The organism is Streptococcus mitis (assembly GCF_002005545.1).
Classification (GTDB): domain Bacteria; phylum Bacillota; class Bacilli; order Lactobacillales; family Streptococcaceae; genus Streptococcus; species Streptococcus mitis_I.
This window is the reverse complement of the sequence record NZ_LBMT01000001.1, coordinates 1,270,651-1,288,362: the sequence shown is the minus strand read 5'-3', so window position 1 is coordinate 1,288,362 and position 17,712 is coordinate 1,270,651. Positions and strand designations below refer to the sequence as shown.

General features: G+C 40.3%; 16 protein-coding genes, 2 tRNA genes and 2 pseudogenes. 1 reads left to right on the top strand and 19 read right to left on the bottom strand.

Going from position 1 to position 17,712, the window contains the following annotated elements:
• Positions 1 to 10 precede the first annotated feature (10 nt).
• The 17 genes and pseudogenes from QS39_RS06660 to QS39_RS06570 form a co-directional block, all read right to left on the bottom strand.
• The gene (locus QS39_RS06660; protein WP_077805006.1) at positions 11 to 709 is read right to left on the bottom strand and encodes a 3-oxoacyl-ACP reductase; all 699 of its coding nucleotides are present in this window, start codon (positions 707 to 709) and stop codon (positions 11 to 13) included.
• Complete coding sequence (locus QS39_RS06655) at positions 702 to 938, bottom strand: DUF2829 domain-containing protein (RefSeq protein ID WP_000141924.1); 237 nt, start codon at positions 936 to 938, stop codon at positions 702 to 704. The genes QS39_RS06660 and QS39_RS06655 overlap by 8 nt, the downstream gene beginning before the upstream one ends.
• Positions 939 to 1,048: 110 nt before the next feature.
• Positions 1,049 to 1,856 (bottom strand): annotated as a pseudogene (locus tag QS39_RS11170) (IS630 family transposase).
• 301 nt (positions 1,857 to 2,157) lie between these two features.
• Complete coding sequence (sufB, locus tag QS39_RS06635) at positions 2,158 to 3,570, bottom strand: Fe-S cluster assembly protein SufB (RefSeq protein ID WP_000797053.1); 1,413 nt, start codon at positions 3,568 to 3,570, stop codon at positions 2,158 to 2,160.
• Between the two features lie 57 nt (positions 3,571 to 3,627).
• Positions 3,628 to 4,068, bottom strand: a complete 441-nt coding sequence (gene sufU / locus QS39_RS06630) for a Fe-S cluster assembly sulfur transfer protein SufU (protein WP_077805005.1) — start codon at positions 4,066 to 4,068, stop codon at positions 3,628 to 3,630.
• Positions 4,055 to 5,281, bottom strand: a complete 1,227-nt coding sequence (locus QS39_RS06625) for a cysteine desulfurase (protein WP_077805004.1) — start codon at positions 5,279 to 5,281, stop codon at positions 4,055 to 4,057. Before QS39_RS06625 ends, sufU begins: the two co-directional genes overlap by 14 nt.
• Before the next feature lie 10 nt (positions 5,282 to 5,291).
• Entirely contained in the window at positions 5,292 to 6,554 is a 1,263-nt protein-coding gene (gene sufD / locus QS39_RS06620; protein ID WP_077805003.1) for a Fe-S cluster assembly protein SufD, read from the bottom strand.
• Between the two features lie 27 nt (positions 6,555 to 6,581).
• Positions 6,582 to 7,352 carry a Fe-S cluster assembly ATPase SufC gene (gene sufC / locus QS39_RS06615; protein WP_000114489.1) on the bottom strand — a complete coding sequence of 257 codons (771 nt, stop codon included), beginning with the start codon at positions 7,350 to 7,352 and terminating at the stop codon, positions 6,582 to 6,584.
• A 150-nt stretch (positions 7,353 to 7,502) separates the two neighbouring features.
• A complete protein-coding gene (locus QS39_RS06610) occupies positions 7,503 to 7,697 on the bottom strand; it encodes a DUF3272 domain-containing protein (protein ID WP_001081602.1) in 195 nt (64 codons plus the stop codon).
• Between the two features lie 27 nt (positions 7,698 to 7,724).
• Complete coding sequence (dnaX, locus tag QS39_RS06605) at positions 7,725 to 9,380, bottom strand: DNA polymerase III subunit gamma/tau (protein ID WP_077805002.1); 1,656 nt, start codon at positions 9,378 to 9,380, stop codon at positions 7,725 to 7,727.
• Positions 9,380 to 9,877 (bottom strand): GAF domain-containing protein, encoded by a 498-nt coding sequence (locus QS39_RS06600; protein ID WP_077805001.1) that lies wholly within the window; start codon positions 9,875 to 9,877, stop codon positions 9,380 to 9,382. The genes dnaX and QS39_RS06600 overlap by 1 nt, the downstream gene beginning before the upstream one ends.
• Positions 9,878 to 9,962: 85 nt before the next feature.
• A complete protein-coding gene (gene rpsA / locus QS39_RS06595; RefSeq protein ID WP_001001630.1) occupies positions 9,963 to 11,165 on the bottom strand; it encodes a 30S ribosomal protein S1 in 1,203 nt (400 codons plus the stop codon).
• Positions 11,166 to 11,326: 161 nt separating this feature from the next.
• Positions 11,327 to 11,398: transfer RNA gene (locus tag QS39_RS06590), tRNA-Gln, on the bottom strand.
• Positions 11,399 to 11,407: 9 nt separating this feature from the next.
• Positions 11,408 to 11,488: transfer RNA gene (locus QS39_RS06585), tRNA-Tyr, on the bottom strand.
• A 49-nt stretch (positions 11,489 to 11,537) separates the two neighbouring features.
• Entirely contained in the window at positions 11,538 to 11,768 is a 231-nt protein-coding gene (locus QS39_RS06580) for a DUF2969 domain-containing protein (RefSeq protein WP_000037113.1), read from the bottom strand.
• Between the two features lie 97 nt (positions 11,769 to 11,865).
• Entirely contained in the window at positions 11,866 to 13,833 is a 1,968-nt protein-coding gene (locus QS39_RS06575; protein WP_077805000.1) for a peptide ABC transporter substrate-binding protein, read from the bottom strand.
• A 22-nt stretch (positions 13,834 to 13,855) separates the two neighbouring features.
• Positions 13,856 to 14,878, bottom strand: coding sequence for a branched-chain amino acid aminotransferase (locus tag QS39_RS06570; RefSeq protein ID WP_077804999.1), 1,023 nt, complete (start codon positions 14,876 to 14,878; stop codon positions 13,856 to 13,858).
• A gap of 307 nt (positions 14,879 to 15,185) precedes the next feature.
• Here QS39_RS06570 and QS39_RS06565 point away from each other — a divergent pair.
• Positions 15,186 to 15,440 (top strand): annotated as a pseudogene (locus QS39_RS06565) (IS630 transposase-related protein); the annotation flags it as partial.
• Positions 15,441 to 15,792: 352 nt separating this feature from the next.
• On the opposite strand, the gene QS39_RS06560 reads toward QS39_RS06565, so the two are convergent.
• Together QS39_RS06560 and QS39_RS06555 are read right to left on the bottom strand one after the other, a co-directional pair.
• The gene (locus QS39_RS06560; protein WP_077804998.1) at positions 15,793 to 16,959 is read right to left on the bottom strand and encodes an ATP-grasp domain-containing protein; all 1,167 of its coding nucleotides are present in this window, start codon (positions 16,957 to 16,959) and stop codon (positions 15,793 to 15,795) included.
• 12 nt (positions 16,960 to 16,971) lie between these two features.
• Positions 16,972 to 17,712: an esterase family protein gene (locus QS39_RS06555; RefSeq protein WP_077804997.1), complete on the bottom strand. Its 741-nt coding sequence runs from the start codon at positions 17,710 to 17,712 to the stop codon at positions 16,972 to 16,974.

The following is a 17,712-nucleotide window of genomic DNA, read 5'->3' as shown; positions in this document are numbered from 1 at the left end:
CCAACTACTCCTACTTCAAAGACCAGCCACCGTCTACTGTAAGGATTTGTCCTTGCATGGCACTCGCTTTCCCACTTGCTAAGAAAAGGCTAATCTCTGCTACTTCCTCTGGATCAATCCAGCGCTTGATTGGTGTTTCACTAGCCACCCAGTCCGCTAAACCACCTGGCTCAAAGTCCGCAGCGGTCATAGCTGTCTTGACTGCTCCTGGAGCAATCCCAAAGACCTGAATCCCAGCTTCTGCATAGTCTAAAGCTAGCTGCTTGGTGAAGCCAGCCAAAGCATGCTTAGATGAAGTATAGGCGTGACCACCACCTCCTGCTAGATTTGAAGCAATGGAACACATATTGATAATGGATCCTTTTTTATTCTCCAACATTTTGGTCAAATAATAGCGAGTCAACTCTACTGGAGTAACGTAGTTGATTTCAAAAATCTCTTGAATTTCCTGCGCTGATTGTTCCAACAGTGGTTTGTAATCATCCAAAACTCCAGCAGTATTGCACAAAATATCTACCTGAGGACACCAGTCAAAAATAGGCTCCAAGTCCAAGGTCAAATCTCTCTGAAAAAAGTGGAAATCACCCTCTAAGAGTGGATTTTCACCTTGGTCAACTCCATAAACTTGAAAGCCATTCTCTAAAAAGAGGCGAGCTTGTGCTAGGCCGATTCCTGAACTCACTCCCGTAATCAATACACGTCTAGTCATGCACTTCTACCCAATCCGTCGCCAAAACATCACAAGGTGTCGGACTCCACATGGAAAAACCTTCTCCCTCCCCAGAAACGTTGATTAGGAAATAAGGTGTCACTTCAAGTGCAACCCCATTTTGCTCGATAGTGTCAAAAAGTTGGACATAGTTTTCAGCACCTCCCCAACCAGTTCGTACATATTTTTTCTTATCCTTTAATCCAGGCAGGATCTCTTCAAATGTCATGTTACTCTCCTTTTATTCTACATTCTTCATTTAATTATAACAAAAAACCGTTGTGCAACGGCTTTTTGACTCATTTTAAATCAAAATCAATAAGCATTTTATAATTATAGTCATTTAGTTTTAAAAAAGCGCTCTAAATATTTGAAAATATTTGAAACTTCCCTTAATAAATCCGTCACTTTCTTTTTCAAGATAGCCCAAGCTTGCTCAATAGGATTCAAATCTGGTGAATGAGGTGGTAGAGGTAAGAAAAAGTGTCTATCTTGGATGCACAGTTTATCCAAGATGTTCTTGGGATGAAAACTAGCATTGTCCATGACAATGACATGAGGTGTCTTCAAAGCAGGCAAGAGCCGCGTTTTGAACCACTCCACAAAGAAATCACTCGTCATACTTTCCTTGTAAATCATGGGAGCTATAAACTCTCCGTCTACTTGTCCTGCAACAATTGAAGTCCGCTCAAAACGCCGTCCGCTAATCTCTTCATAGACTTTCTCCCCTCTAGGAGCCCGTGCATAAGGACGATAGAGGTAGCGGTCGATTCCCGTTTCGTCAATATATACGACTGGTAAATCTTTTAGGTTATCCAAAATATCAAGAAACTCAGCGACTTTCTAGTGTCCTTAATCTGCTTTAAAGCTGCCCATACTGAAGGAACAACACAATCAAAATGTGCCGCAATTTCCCGTAAAAAAGCGTCTGGATGAGCCTCTACAAAGGCTTTCAATTCCTCTAAAGGGATCTTCTGCTTTTTGACGACTCGCTTTTTCCGCTATAAGTGTCCTTGTTCACGTCTTTCTTTTCCCACGTGAAGAGAGTTTTGACGCCAACATCAAAAACTTTAGCTGCCTCGACATGGCTGTGTCCCTCTTTAATGTAATCTAATACTCCTTGTTTAAAATCTGTACTATATACCATAGATTTATTATAAGATGCTTATTTTAAACTAAGTAACTATACCCTGGCTTGAACTGACTATTTTATATATTGTCTTACTTCGTCCTCACAAAAATATATCAAAAATCAAAAGCGCTTAGGAAAAAACTCCATTTCATGAGAGAATGCAATAAATCTTCCCACAATAAAACGCATAATATCAAGTTTTTTTGTAATGCCTGATATTATGCGTTTTCTGTTCTTAAAATATTTTTTCTCAGTCTCTTTTTATTACAAGTTCATCTTCAAAGTCCTTGATTTTTAGCAAATCTAAAATCAAATTTTATCCAACTGACCCTTCCATTTCATAGCTAATCAAGCGGTTAAGCTCAACTGCATATTCCATTGGAAGTTCTTTTGTGAAGGGCTCCACAAATCCCATAACAATCATCTCAGTTGCCTCAGATTCTGACAATCCACGGCTCATGAGATAATAGAGTTGTTCTTCAGAAATCTTAGATACCTTAGCTTCGTGTTCCAAAGCTACTTGCGAGTTGTGAATTTCATTAAATGGAATAGTATCTGATGCTGATAAGTCATCCATGATAATGGTGTCACACTCAATGTGAGAAACAGATTTCTTAGAGTTCTTATTAAAGGTTACTTGTCCACGGTAGTCAACCTTCCCTCCTCCTTTAGCGATAGATTTAGACACAATAGACGAGCTAGTATGTGGAGCATTATGGATCATCTTAGCACCAGTATCTTGGTGTTGCCCTGCATTAGCAAAGGCAATCGAAAGCATGGTTCCACGCGCCCCTTCTCCATCAAGGTAAACAGATGGGTATTTCATAGTTGTTTTGGCACCCAAGTTTCCATCAATCCACTCAACAGTCGCATCTTTCAAGGCTTTAGCACGTTTTGTTACCAAGTTATAGACGTTATCAGACCAGTTTTGGATGGTTGTATAACGCATGTAAGCTCCGTCCAAGGCAAAGATTTCTACAATAGCAGCATGTAAGCTGTTACTTGAATAAGTTGGTGCTGTACATCCTTCTACATAATGGACACTTGCTCCTTCATCAACGATAATCAAGGTACGTTCAAACTGACCAGTATTTTCGTTGTTGATACGGAAGTAAGTTTGAAGAGGAATATCTACCTTGACCCCTTTTGGTACGTAGATAAAGGTTCCACCTGACCATACTGCTGAGTTGAGGGCAGCCAACTTGTTATCAGTCGGCGGTACCAACTTCGCAAAGTATTGTTTAAACAAGTCTGGGTATTCCTTGAGGGCAGAATCCGTATCTGTAAAGATAATCCCCAATTTCTGGAACTCTTCCTTCATATTGTGGTAAACCACTTCTGACTCGTACTGAGCAGAGGCACCAGCTAGATAAGCACGCTCAGCTTCCGGAATCCCGATACGTTCAAAGGTTTCTTTAATCTTTTCAGGAACCTCATCCCATGAACGAGCTGGTTTATCAGATGGTTTTTGGTAGTAGATCAAGTCATCAAAATCAATCTCTGACAAGTCTGCTCCCCAAGTTTGCATAGGCATTTTTTTGAAGGTTTCATAAGACTTCAAACGGAATTCTAACATCCACTCAGGTTCTCCCTTAGCAGCTGATAGTTCACGAATGACATCTTCATTCAATCCTTTTCCTGTCGATAGGACAGGCTCTACATCATCATGGAAACCAAATTTATATTCACCAAGGTCAATTGGTTTTGGTTCTACTCTTTCTTCAGCCATAATATCCTTTCTTTCATTCTTCATTTCTACTGATTCATAAGACAAAAGAAACTTGCCTTACTTGTTTTCTTGATTTTCAATTGTTTTCTTGAGGCCGTTCCAAGCTAGGGTTGCACACTTGATTCGTTGAGGGAATTTGGCAACACCTGACAAGAAAGCTGCATCGCCAAGACTATCTTGTCTGTCATCTTTTTGCCCTTGCACCATTTCAGAAAAAATAGTCGCCAGTTCTAAGATTTCTTGTTTGGTTTTTCCTAAAACGGCATCTGTCATCATGCTTGCAGAGGCAGTCGAGATGGTACAACCTGAGTTTAGAAAAGCGATATCTTCCAAGCGGTCATCTACATCAAACTTGACGGAGAGATTGATAACATCTCCACAGGTCGGATTGTTGAGACTGATTTGCTCAGCATCTTCTAACTTCCCTTGGTGATGTGGATTTTTCGAATGGTCCGCTACCACTGCCATATAAAGGCTATCTAGTTTAGAAAGTGCCATTGAAAAACTCCTTTGTCTTTTGTAAGGCATCGACTAGCTTGTCGCAATCTGCCTTGGTATTGTAGATATAAAAACTTGCACGAGCTGTTGCTGGAACATCCAAATACTGGAGCAAGGGTTGGGCACAGTGGTGACCCGCTCGAACAGCCACTCCTTCATAATCCAAAGCAGTCGCAAGGTCGTGCGGATGAAGTTCACCTAGGTTAAAGGCAATGACACCTGAACGTTGAGCCAAGTCCTGAGAACCGTAAATAGTCAATCCTTCAATCGCCTGCAGTTTTGGATAGACGTATGCAATCAATTCTTGTTCATGGGCTTCAATGGCATCCATACCAATCTTTTCCAGATAATCCACTGCCGCAGCAAGTCCAATTGCACCTGCCATATTGGGAGTTCCTGCCTCGAATTTCCAAGGCAATTCCTTCCAACTAGCAGATTGCTCGTAGACGAAATCAATCATCTCGCCGCCAAATTCTACTGGGGACATTTGTTCCAGATACTTTTCTTTACCGTAAAGAACACCGATACCAGTTGGACCCGCCATCTTGTGACCTGAAAAGGCAAAGAAGTCCACATCCAAGTCCCGTACATCGATCTTCATATGAGGCGTAGATTGAGCACCATCCACCACCATAATGGCACCAACTTGGTGGGCCAATTGAGTAATTTCTTTGATTGGATTGACCACACCCAGGACATTTGAGGCGTGAGCAAGGGAGACAAACTTAACTTTATCAGTCAATTTAGCTCGCAAATCATCCATATCCAGAGCTCCATTCTTGAGATAGACATAGACAAGCTCTGCCCCAGTCTTACGGCAGGCTTCCTGCCATGGAATGATATTGGAATGGTGTTCCATGACGGAAATCAAGACCTGGTCTCCCTCAGTCAATACTTCCTCAGCGTAACGTGCTATCCAATTAAGACTGGTTGTCGTTCCTCTTGTAAAGAGAACTTCCTTTGTAGAGCCTGCATTGATAAACTTACGAATGGTTTCACGAGCCGCCTCATAAGAAGCTGTCGCCCTTTCTGCCAAGGTATGAACCCCACGATGAACATTGGCATTGTCCTGCTCATAATAGCGGTTAATCGTTTCCAGAACTGCTAGTGGTTTTTGTGTCGTCGCGGCATTATCCAGATAAACCAGAGGTTCATCGTTAACAATCTGGTCTAAAATTGGAAAATCCTTGCGAATCGCTTCTACATCTAACATAGGCTACCCCTTAGCGTTTTGACAATTTTTCTTCGATAGTCGCAATCATTTCATCGCGAACTTCTTTGACTGGAATCTCAACGATAACAGATCCAAGGAAACCACGAACAACCAAGCGTTCTGCAGTTGCCTTATCCAAGCCACGGCTCATGAGGTAGTACATATCTTCTGGATCTACTTGTCCGATAGAAGCAGCGTGACCAGCAGTTACGTCATTTTCATCAATCAAAAGAATTGGGTTGGCATCTGAACGTGCTTGGTCTGAAAGCATAAGAACACGACTCTCTTGTTGCGCATCCGCTCCCTTAGCACCCTTGATAATGTGACCGATACCGTTGAAAGTTAAAGTTGCTTTTTCAAGAATAACCCCATGTTGTAGGATATTTCCGATTGAGTTGCAACCATAGTTAGTTACGCGGGTATCAATCCCTTGAACCTGACGACCACTTGAAAGAGCTACAACTTTCAGGTCAGCATGACTACCGTTACCAATCAAGTCGCTATCAAAGTCAGCAACGACGTTTCCTTCGTTCATGACACCGATTGCCCAGTCAATACTTGCATCGTTGCCCAATTTACCACGACGGCTAATGTAGGCAGTAACGTTTTCACCTAGGCGGTCGATAGCAGCAAACTTGACTTGCGCACCAGAACGTGCAATTACTTCTACTGTGATATTAGCAGTTGCTTTGGCGCTTCCTTCACCGCGTGACTCTAAACGTTCCAGATAACTAATCTTAGAGTTTTTACCAGCAATAATCATAATATGCTTGTTAAATGGCACATCGCTATCGCTATCTTGATAGAAAATTCCTTCGATTGGTTCAGCAATTTCCACGTTATCAGGAATGTAGAGAACGGCACCACTATTGAAATAGGCTGTATGGTAGGCTGCCAACTTATCATCGTCATACTTAACAGATGACATGAAGAATTCCTCAATAAGCTCTGGAATTTCTTCTAAAGCTGAGTGGAAGTCTGTAAAGACGACACCCTGTTCAGCCAACTCAACTGGAATTTGCTCAAAAACAGTTTGAGTTCCTACTTGCACCAATTTCAAGTGATTATCTAGAGCTGTGAAATCTGGAACATTTGCTGATGGCTCACTTTCTGTAATCGTTCCATCACCCAGATTCCAACGGTGGAATTTGACACGCTCAATAACTGGTAATTCCAAAGTCTCAATCTTGTCAAAAGCTTTTTGACGGAGATCAGCCAACCAGCTTGGTTCAGCGTGCATTTCTGAAAAAAGTTTAATATTTTCTTTAGTCATTTACTTCTCCTAAAAGATACGAGGGAATTACAATTCTTCCTTGTAGTCGTAGCCAAGTTCTTCAGCTAGTTTTGCGTATCCTTCACGCTCCAAACGCGCAGCCAATTCTGGACCACCAGAAAGGACAACACGACCTTCCATCATCACATGTACCACATCAGGTGTGATGTAGTTCAAAAGACGTTGGTAGTGAGTGATAATCATAGCACCAAAGCCTTCACCACGCATGGCATTAACACCTTTAGAAACAACTTTAAGGGCATCAATATCAAGACCAGAGTCAATCTCATCCAAAAGGGCAAAAGTTGGTTCCAACATCAAAAGTTGAAGAATCTCATTACGTTTTTTCTCACCACCAGAGAAACCTTCGTTGAGGTAACGCTCAGCCATTTCTTCTTTCATGTTGAGCAATTCCATCTTCTCATCCAATTTAGTGATAAACTCACGAACTGAAATCTTTTCATCATCTTCTTTACCAGCATTCATAGCTGCACGAAGAAACTCAGCGTTAGTAATACCAGGAATTTCTGATGGGTATTGCATAGCAAGGAAAAGTCCCATACGCGCACGCTCGTCAACTTCCAACTCAAGGATGTTTACGCCATCAAACAAGACCTCACCTTTGGTAACTTCATAGTTTGGATTTCCCATGATAGCGGCAGAAAGAGTCGACTTACCAGTACCATTTGGTCCCATGATAGCAGCGATTTCTCCTGTTTTCAGGGTCAGGTTAACCCCTTTTAAAATTTCTTTTCCTTCAATCTCAACGTGAAGATCTTTGATCTCTAATACTGACATGATAGTTCCTTTCTTTTTCAAGACCTTTACAGTTCTTACTGGAAACATACTTGATTTCCCTAGAAAATACGGTAAAAGGTCAATAAATATACTTTTATAGTATAACAAAAAAAAGCCTAAAAGGCTTTGATTTTGTCTAGAAGCTGAGGACTAGTCTTTTCCTTTTAAATGCTGGTCAATGACGTCTACAATCTTGCCCATCAAGTAACTAACTCGGAAATTTCTAAAAAGCAAAATGGCCCAAAAGGCTGCCATAATATAACGACCAGTCATCCAAGCTTCATTGAAAAAATAGGTCTCAGCAGCTGTAAACAGCGCGATGATAATAAATTGTTGTCTATTCATAAACTTATTGTATCATGAAATCTTTCTTTAGTCTTCCTCTACCTTCACTTTATCAGCCAAAAATTCAAATCCTTCTGGAATCAGACTTTCTTCTGCTTCTTTTTCAGTTTGAGAAGATTTTGCTTTGACTGAAAAGGCTGCGCGAACTTCTTTCCATTCCTCCATGGAAATGGCTAAAATCTCAGGTGAAAAACCTGCTGCCTGACTGAGAATGTTGCCAAACATAGTGTTGAGATTATCTCGTTTCATGGTTTGACCAGCATTAAAGTTAGACTCAAAAGCAAGAATAGCATGGTGTTCATTGGCCGCAACCGGTTGAGACCCAACTAGCAGAGCCTTGTCCGGCCCACCTAGACTTTCAATCACCTCTCCCCAGGCATTCTGCAAACGAATCAGATTTTGACGTGCTAAATCAGGATTTTCGACAGCCTCTTGTAGGATCGATTGAACTTTATTGCGATCCACACGATAGACGGTCTTGCTCGCTGCTGGACGGGTAGGTACTGGACTAGTTGGTTTTGGTACAGTGCCCACATTTGCGAGTTCTTGTTTGAGACGGGCAACTTCCTGTCTCAATGCAGAAATTTCATGTTCAACTGCCCCAGAAAGAGCTGGTTCAAGCTTAATCTCTGCCAAACGGATAGTCATCATCTCAGCATAAATCTTAGGCTGCAAACTAGACTTAATATCTGCTAAACTGACTGTCGCCAAGCGAATCATTTCAAACAGATTTTCTTGAGGAAGTGCCAAATTTTCTACAAAGACTGGACTATGATGAGTATTTTCTCCACCTGTTTGGACAATTAACAAGTCTCTTAAATAGTGCAAAAGGTCGGTCACAAAACGAGTCATGCTCTTACCATTGTCAAAGAGAAGATTTAAGCAATACAAGGCCTTGGTAACATCCTGTTGAGACAAGGCAGCCACATAATCATCCAAGGCTGATAGGCTAATAGTGCCAGTAATTTCTTCAGAAATGGCAGTCGTCAATTCATTTCCCTGTGTTAAACTTAGGGCTTGATCCAAAATAGACAAGGCGTCTCGCATTCCACCTTCAGCCCGTCTAGCAATGATTTCCACAGCCTCTGGTTCAGAACTGATATTTTCTTTGTCTAAGATATAGTAAATATGTTCCTTAATATCCTGTGTCTTAATCGATTTAAATTCAAAACGTTGCACACGGGATAGAATAGTCGCAGGTATCTTGTGCAATTCAGTAGTAGCCAAAATAAAGACCACATTCTGTGTTGGCTCTTCCAGCGTCTTTAGGAGGGCATTAAAAGCTCCTGTAGACAGCATGTGAACCTCATCTATGATATAAACCTTATAACGAGCAAGACTAGGAGCGTAGGTAGATTTATCACGAATTTCGCGAATTTCATCCACCCCATTATTAGAAGCCGCATCCATTTCAATGACATCTTCTAAACTACCATCTGTCACTGCTTGACAAATATAGCAGTTATTACATGGTTCACCACCCACTTGATTTGGACAGTTCATAGCCTTGGCAAAGATCTTAGCCACACTGGTTTTTCCCGTTCCACGAGGACCAGAAAAAAGATAGGCATGACTTATTTTCTCTTGCTCTACAGCTTGTTTAAGAGTCTTAGCAACAACTTCTTGACCAACCAACTGGGAGAAATTTTGACTTCTATATTTTCGATAAAGTGCTTGATACATTAAGCTTTCTCCTCAAACATTGTAAAGTCCCATTCTGTCTTTTCAAGCAAAATAGCGACAAATTGTTCCAAATAATCTCGATCCATAGCATCATAATCATCAATCTCTGAAGAATCCAAATCCAGAACTCCAAGTAATTGACCATTCTTTACCATCGGCACAACAATTTCACTTTTAGCTCGACTATCACAAGAAATATAGTTGGGATAAGTTGTTACATTACCAACCAGAACAGTTTCCTGAAAATGAGCTGCCTCCCCACAAACACCTTTTCCCAGTGCAATACGGATGCAGGAAACACCTCCTTGGAAAGGACCTAAAATCAATTCCTTTCCATCGAACAGATAAAAGCCTGCAAATACGGTATTAGGGAAGCGTGATTTTAGAAGAGCGCTGGCGTTGGAAAGATTAGCCAAAACATTACTTTCACCTTCCAATAAAAAAGAGAGCTCTTCATTTAACATTTGATAATGTGATTGTTTTTCTGATTCTAACATAAAACTATTATATCAAAAAAGGCTTACAGACAAAAGAAAAATCCCTTGTTTAGAAAACAAAGGATTTTATGAATTTTCAATTTGATTAAAGTTCGATATCACCGAACAAGTCAGCCATTGAGAATCCTGTTTGTGTTTCTGGAAGTTCGAAATCACGTTTTTCTTGACGTTTTGGACGACGTGGACGAGCAGCACGTTTTTCTTCTTTTTGTCCTTCTTCTTGAGCTGGACGCTCTTCAAGAGCTTTGATAGAAAGTGATACGCGCTCTGCATCTGCGTTAACTTCAAGAACTTTAACTTTAACTTCTTGACCAACTTTAAGAGCTTCTTTTGGATTTTCAATACGTTTGTGTGAAATTTGTGATACGTGAACAAGTCCATCGATACCTGGCAATACTTCAACAAATGCACCGAAGTCAGTCAAACGTTTAACTGTTCCTTCTACTACATCACCTTTAGCCAATTTTTGCTCAACGCCATCCCATGGTCCAGGTGTTGTTGCTTTAAGTGAAAGTGATACACGTCCTTCTTCTTCGTTAAGATCAAGGATTTTCACTTCAATTTCTTCACCAACAGTTACAACTGATTTTGGTGAAACGTTACGTTCATGTGATAATTCAGTCAAGTGAACCAATCCGTCAACACCACCAAGGTCGATGAAAGCACCAAAACTTGTGATACGGGCAACTTTACCAGTTACAACATCACCAACAGCCAATTTACCGAATACTTCAGCGCGAGCTGCTGCTGTAGCTGCTTCAACAACTTCACGACGTGAAAGGATGAAGCGGTTTTCTTTAGCATCAACTTCTTTGATTTTAGCATCAAATTCTTGACCTACAAAACGCTCAGTGTTACGTACGAAACGAGTATCCAACATTGAAGCTGGGATAAATCCACGAACACCTTCAAATTCTACTGAAAGTCCACCTTTAACGGCACGAGTTCCTTTAACAGTAACAACTTCTTCTTCACGACCAACAAGTTTGTCCCATGCTTTGCGAGCTTCAAGGCGTTTTTTAGATACAAGGTATGTAACTGTATCAGTATCTTTACCAACTACTTGACGAAGTACAAGAACATCCAATACTTCTCCTACTTTAACAAAGTCATTGATATCTGCATCGCGATCGTTTGTCAATTCGCGAAGAGTCAAGACACCTTCAACACCAGTTCCAGAGATTGCAACGTTAGCTTGAGTCGCATCAACTGTCAATACTTCAGCACTAACAACATCACCAGTCTCAACTTGGCTAACGCTATTTAGCAAATCTTCAAATTCGTTCATCTAAAAAATCCTCCAACAATCAAGTTTTTCTTAAACTTGACATACTTATAATTTTTTTCCTAAGCACCCGCAAGGACATGTTCATATCGTTCACGTCTTTCAATTATAAAAATAAAATACCCTAAGATATTTTGCTTTTTATCTTGATTATTACCTAAGAACTGGGGTAGCTGGATTCGAACCAACGCATGAGGGAGTCAAAGTCCCTTGCCTTACCGCTTGGCTATACCCCATTGATGAAATGGAGAGAGAGGGATTCGAACCCCCGAACCCGAAGGAGCGGATTTACAGTCCGCCGCGTTTAGCCTCTTCGCTATCTCTCCTACAATCAACATGGACTATTATATCATGAAAATTTCAAAAAAACAAGACTTATTTTGCTAAATTATAATTTTCAATCAAAATTTCCACAGCTTTTTCCAATTTTTTATAAAAACTATCGACATTCCCATTCTTTATGATGGCAAATTGTCCGTCTAATTCGGCAATTTCTCCGATAACTTTTTTGCCGATAGTCAATGTATAACCTTCAAAACTGTCTTTACCAACATTAACTTTAGCATCTGCTACTTGAATTTCAATTTTTTTATCTTTCTTGCTCATTTCATACCTCTCTTCACTTTTTCTATTTTACAAGAAAATCCTAAAACTAGCAAGAAAAAACTCTATACCAGGCTTGTCTGATATAGAGTTTTCTGCTTTATTTAATATGTTTTTCTAGTTCTTTTTGGTACTTACCATTTGATTCCAATTTTTCTTTTTGCCATTTTTTCAGTGCTTCTTCATATTCTTTTGTTGTAACAATATCTTTTTGCAATTTCATTCCTTTAAAGATATATGGGTCGCCCTTAATACCAACTTGTGAGTACGGTTTTGAGAATGGCACTACATTACTTACAACTGGAGAACCACCAGATGAAGCTGTTGGCATCAATAATGAACTATCTGTCAACCAAGCTTGAGCCTTGGCATATTTTTCATAGCGCTCTTCAAGATTCGTAGTTTCTGAATCGGCATCATCCAATAATTTCTTATACTGATCCAAACCAAGTTTAGCTACAACATCCTTATCTTTCCCCTTAGTAATACCAAGGTGTTTCATAGCAGAACCTGATTTAGGATCCATGATATTCAAGTAAGAGGCTGGGTCTTGATAGCTTGGAGCCCATCCTGTACTGTTCAAATCATAATCTTTTTGAGAAGGAACACGCGCTTGTGAAGTGATTGTTTCCTTTTCATTATCTGTCATTTGAAGAACGTCGATGACAACATTTTCAGCACCAAGAGTTGATTCGATTGACTGTTTGAAAGAGTTGCTTTGTTGAACGGCGATGGTATCAGTTTGTTCAACTGGAACATCCAAGTGAATTGGGAAGCTTACCCCTTTAGATTCCAGGTCTTTCTTAGCTTTTTCAAAGGCTGCTTTAGCCTTGTCAGGGTTGTAGATAGAATCCTTACCATCCACTAACTCAACGCCTTTCCATTGGTCACCATAGTTCACCAACTCTGCTTGAGCGATTTGACCAAAGTTTTTACCACCTGCTTGCACAAAGTTGTCAGGAACAAGGCTGTTACGAATAATCTTATCCGCACCGTCTTCACCATTTAGCTGGGCAGCATAAGAATGGCGGTTGAAGGCAAAGTTGATAGCCTGACGGAAGTCCTTATTAAGCATAGCTTCTTTTGTAGAAGTCTTTTGTTCTTCACTTGTTTTCGCAGTTTTATTATATGACTGACGATTTACGTTAAAGGTGAAGTAATAGCTACTTGAGTCCTGTGGGCTATAAGTGATTTTATCTCCGTATTGTTCCAAAGTTGAAGCAAAGTTTGAGCTACTTGGGAAGAGACGGGCTGTCGTATATGCACCTGAAGAGAAGCTACGAATCAAGGATTCCTGATCAGAACCATCGTAGTAGGTCAATTTGATTTTCTCTATTTTTACCTTTTCTTTATCCCAGTAGTTTGGATTTTTCTCGTATTCGATTAACGATTTAGAAGTCAAGGTCTTCAAGATATAAGGACCATTGTAAAGAATTCCTGCTGGAGTAACTGCTCCATAATCTTTACCTGATGCCTTCAAAAACTCTTCATTTACAGGCAACATCGTCGCTGTTGTAACTTTAGAATTCCAGAAACTTTCTGGTTTGTTTAGGGTATATTCAACTGTATAATCATCCAAGGCCTTAACACCAACTGTAGAGAAATCATTGGTCTCACCAGTCATGTAGGCATCCAAACCCTTGATTGAATTTTGGATGAGAGAGACACCGTCTGACTTACCGTCAGCTACGTGTTTTAGTCCTGTTACAAAGTCATGGGCCGTTACTTCTGCATATTCTTCACCTTCAGAAGTGTACCATTTAACTCCTTTACGAAGTTTGTAAGTATAAGTCAACCCATCTTTTGACACAGACCAATCTTCAGCCAAGGAAGGAATAACATTTCCGTACTGGTCGTTTTCCATCAAGCCATCAACCACGTTCCCGATGACATCTGTTGTAGATGTACGAGTCGCTATACTATAGTCCAAAGATGCTGGATCTACTGCATAGACATATGAAAATGTTGTCGGTGCATCTGCTTCTTTATCAGCTTTTCCACAAGCCACTAAAAGAGCTGTTGTGCTCAGGACCACTCCTGCTGTTAAGAGCCACTTTTTCGATTTCATCAAAAATCTCCTTTTGTTTGTTTTAATCTACTTTTACAATCCAACCTTCTGGCGCTTCAATATCACCAAACTGAATACCTGTCAATTCATCATAGAGTTTACGAGTCACAGGACCAACTTCTGTTTCACTATAGAATACATGGAAATCATCTCCGTGCTGAATTCCACCAATTGGTGAAATAACTGCTGCTGTACCACAGGCACCTGCCTCTACAAAATGGTCAAGGTTATCAATTGGGACATCTCCCTCAATAGGAGTCAAGCCCAAGCGGTGTTCTGCCAAATAAAGCAAAGAATACTTAGTAATAGATGGCAAGATAGAAGGACTCAATGGTGTTACAAATTCATTATCAGCTGTAATTCCAAAGAAGTTAGCTGAACCGACTTCTTCAATCTTTGTATGAGTTGATGGGTCTAGATAGATAACATCTGAGAAATGACGTGATTTCGCCAATTTCCCTGGCAAGAGACTGGCAGCATAGTTCCCACCAACCTTAGCCGCACCTGTACCATTTGGAGCGGCACGGTCGTATTCATCCTGAATCAAGAAGTTGGTTGGAACCAATCCACCCTTAAAGTAATTTCCAACTGGCATAGCAAAGATGGTGAAAATGTATTCTTCTGCTGGTTTAACCCCGATAATATCTCCAACACCAATCAAAAGTGGACGAAGATAAAGGGTTCCACCTGTTCCATATGGTGGTACGTATTCTTCATTTGCGCGGACAACTGCCTTACAAGCTTCTACAAACATGTCTGTCGGAACTTGTGGCATCAAGAGACGGTCACATGTCCGTTGCAGACGTTTAGCATTTTCATCAGGACGGAAAAGTTGAACACTACCATCCTTAGTACGGTAAGCTTTCAAACCTTCAAAGGCTTGTTGACCATAGTGAAGACTTGGAGAAGACTCTGAAATATGCAAAGTTGCATCCTCTGTGAGCTCTCCTTGATCCCATTGTCCATTTTTAAAATGAGCAATATAGCGATAAGGTAATTTCATATAGGAGAAACCAAGGTTCTCCCAATCAATCGTTACTGTCATATTCCACTCCTTATTCTAAAAACCTATTTCTTATATTCTACACTTTTTTTCTAAAATAGCAAGTATATTTTGTAATTTTCAGAAAATTTCTTCAATAAAAAGAATCTAATGTATCTGTCGTAATGAATTCTATATAGAGATTCATAAAGAACTCAAATTATTCTTCTATCTCGTTTAGTAAAATCTATTCAATAACTGAACTTATTTTTGACATACATAGAGCCCGTACATTAATATTAGTAACCTGTTTCGACAGAGATATAATAAAATGAACTAAAGATAGTACACAATGTGGTGCAGTCATCTTATGCCATATTCAATAGATTTACGTAAAAAAAGTTCTTGCCTATTGTAAGCGAACAGGTAGTATAACGGAAGCATCACACGTTTTCCAAATCTCACGTAATACCATTATCTAAAAGAGAAAATAGGTGATCTAAACCATCAAGTAAAAGGAACAAAACCAAGAAAAGTTGATAGAGACAGACTTAAAAACTATCTTACCGACAATCCAGACGCTTATTTGACTGAAATAGCTTCTGAATTTGACTGTCATCCAACTATAGCGTATTGAATCTAGAGTAGTACATTACGGTTGCTAAAACATTTCTAGAAAAAATTGACTTTCTCAATCACTTTGTTCACATCTTATTTCAATCTACTATACTATCCACTATGCTCTCAAAGCTATGGGCTACACTCGAAAAAAAGAATCACACCTACTATGAATAAGCCCCAGAAAAGTAGCTTTATTTCTTATTTCTCCCCACTCACCTGAGTAAAATCTTATTGAGAAAACCTGGGCTCATATCAAAAAGCACCTCAAAAATTGTCCTACTCTTGTTTCAATCCGCTGTGTTTCTTATAAAAAACAAAAGGACTAAGGGAGTGAATTTCCTTAATCCGATAGTCTCTCAAGCCTGACGCTGACCAAAGTCCTTAATCATCTGATCCATTTCTTGTCGACTCGGAGTTGTCAACATATACAGGTAATCTCCTTGAAGTTCCGCAAAGGCCGCTGGCATGATTTTTTTAACCTTGAACTGCTGGCTATATTTGTCAAGCAAATCCTCTTCTGAATAAACATAGTGAGCATTTGCACGGCGAGAAGTAGCCAAACAATACTGCGGTTCAAACTCTGACACTGGGAACTCTTCTCCTGCTACAATAGCAGCATAGCCACGATAGAGGTCCAAGGAATGGGCAAAGTTATAAACATCAATGGTGAAACCACCTGCAGGGCGGTTGTTGTACTCAATGGCAATATAATCGTCTCCTTCGCGGAAGAATTCGATATGGAAGAAACGTTCTTTCATACCAAATTCTTTGACAATTGCCTCACCATATTTACGTAATTTGGGTTCCATATCCTTAAGAACATAGTAGGAATTGTCCATCTTGTAAATCATGAGATCCAGCGGTGTATAGGCGTAATCAAAGGTTGTTGAGAAGACAATTTTACCATCCTTGTCCACAAGACCATCAAAGGTACAAATTTCGCTAGAGGTGACAAATTTCTCAAAGAAATAAACAGTCGAATGGTCCCACTCAGTCTTGAAGTGATTGATATCGTCTTCTGTCTCAAGCTTAAAGGTTGCGGCTGCTCCCACTCCATTATCAGGTTTGGCAATCATTGGAAGACCGATTTCGTTCACTGCTTGATCAACATCTGCTTCCGTCTTGATAATAGCTCCAGGGACCACAGGGACACCTGCTTTTTTGAAAAGCTTCTTCATTTCAGACTTAAATTTCGTCTTTTTGAGATCCTCTGGTTTGGCACCAAAAACATTGAATTGCTCACGAAGACTTGCGTCCAACTCTAGCCAATATTCATTGTGGGATTCGATGCGATCAATTGGACCATGTTTATAGAAAAGGAAAGCAACTGCTCTCTTGACTTCATATATATTTTCAAGATTGTCCACACGAAAATATTCGGTTAGACTATTACGCAATGGCTCATCCAATTGCTCGTATGGTTCTTGACCAATTCCCAAGACCGTGATGCCTTTATTGGCTAGTTCTATGGTAAACTGTTGAAAGTTTTGTGGATAGTAGGGAGAAATAACAAGGTAATTCATAGATAACTCCTTTTATAAATAGAGATTTCCAAGGAAATAAGGCATTTGTTTGCGCCACCATTCCCAGTCATGGGCGACATCGTGTCCCCATTCAGCAAACCAGGCTGGAATTTGTTTCTGGTCAAAGGCTTCTTTGAGCTTGTAGAAAGATGGCAAGCCATCTTGTTCCCAGGCACCGAGACCCGTACAAAGCACAATCTCTGCCTGACGATAACGGTCAATAAACCAGCCGTCGTTCTGGTTCCAGATATAATCTACTGGCGAGTTTTGGTAAATAGCATCGTCATTGTAGTAATCGCCGACAAAGAAACGTGCGTCGTAAACGCCACTGAGAGCTATCACCTTGGTAAAGACATCTGGATGTTGGAGAAAAAAGTTGACTGCATGGTAGGCGCCCATCGAGCAACCTGTCGTCATCATTCCATCAAACCAACCTGTCTTATGCTTGATAAAAGGAATGGCCTCCTCAATCACATAGCGCTCGTAGGCACGATGCATCTCTGCTTGGTCGTGCCCATTTTTCCAAGTGGCCAACCAGCTCTCACTGTCTACACTGGATAGGGTAAAGAACTGAGCACGGCCTTCCTCGATAAAAGAAGCACATGCCTCAATCATGCCAAAATCATAGTATTCATTGTGACTGCCACCTGATGAAGCAAAGACCACAACTGGAATCCCAGCATGCCCATAACGGTTAAGGTACATTTCACGGTTAAGATTGCCACTCCAGTGGCTAAGGTTTTCAATATGCAT

Coding starts and splice junctions, on each gene's coding strand:
- QS39_RS06600 (WP_077805001.1), bottom strand. CDS start 9,877: ATGTTAGAATCAGAAAAACAATCACATTATCAAATGTTAAATGAAGAG.
- QS39_RS06560 (WP_077804998.1), bottom strand. CDS start 16,959: ATGAATTACCTTGTTATTTCTCCCTACTATCCACAAAACTTTCAACAG.
- QS39_RS06660 (WP_077805006.1), bottom strand. CDS start 709: ATGACTAGACGTGTATTGATTACGGGAGTGAGTTCAGGAATCGGCCTA.
- sufD (WP_077805003.1), bottom strand. CDS start 6,554: ATGACTAAAGAAAATATTAAACTTTTTTCAGAAATGCACGCTGAACCA.
- QS39_RS06570 (WP_077804999.1), bottom strand. CDS start 14,878: ATGACAGTAACGATTGATTGGGAGAACCTTGGTTTCTCCTATATGAAA.
- sufC (WP_000114489.1), bottom strand. CDS start 7,352: ATGTCAGTATTAGAGATCAAAGATCTTCACGTTGAGATTGAAGGAAAA.
- dnaX (WP_077805002.1), bottom strand. CDS start 9,380: ATGTATCAAGCACTTTATCGAAAATATAGAAGTCAAAATTTCTCCCAG.
- QS39_RS06655 (WP_000141924.1), bottom strand. CDS start 938: ATGACATTTGAAGAGATCCTGCCTGGATTAAAGGATAAGAAAAAATAT.
- QS39_RS06610 (WP_001081602.1), bottom strand. CDS start 7,697: ATGAATAGACAACAATTTATTATCATCGCGCTGTTTACAGCTGCTGAG.
- QS39_RS06580 (WP_000037113.1), bottom strand. CDS start 11,768: ATGAGCAAGAAAGATAAAAAAATTGAAATTCAAGTAGCAGATGCTAAA.
- QS39_RS06555 (WP_077804997.1), bottom strand. CDS start 17,712: ATGCATATTGAAAACCTTAGCCACTGGAGTGGCAATCTTAACCGTGAA.
- QS39_RS06575 (WP_077805000.1), bottom strand. CDS start 13,833: ATGAAATCGAAAAAGTGGCTCTTAACAGCAGGAGTGGTCCTGAGCACA.
- rpsA (WP_001001630.1), bottom strand. CDS start 11,165: ATGAACGAATTTGAAGATTTGCTAAATAGCGTTAGCCAAGTTGAGACT.
- sufU (WP_077805005.1), bottom strand. CDS start 4,068: ATGGCACTTTCTAAACTAGATAGCCTTTATATGGCAGTGGTAGCGGAC.
- QS39_RS06625 (WP_077805004.1), bottom strand. CDS start 5,281: ATGTTAGATGTAGAAGCGATTCGCAAGGATTTTCCAATTTTAGACCAG.
- sufB (WP_000797053.1), bottom strand. CDS start 3,570: ATGGCTGAAGAAAGAGTAGAACCAAAACCAATTGACCTTGGTGAATAT.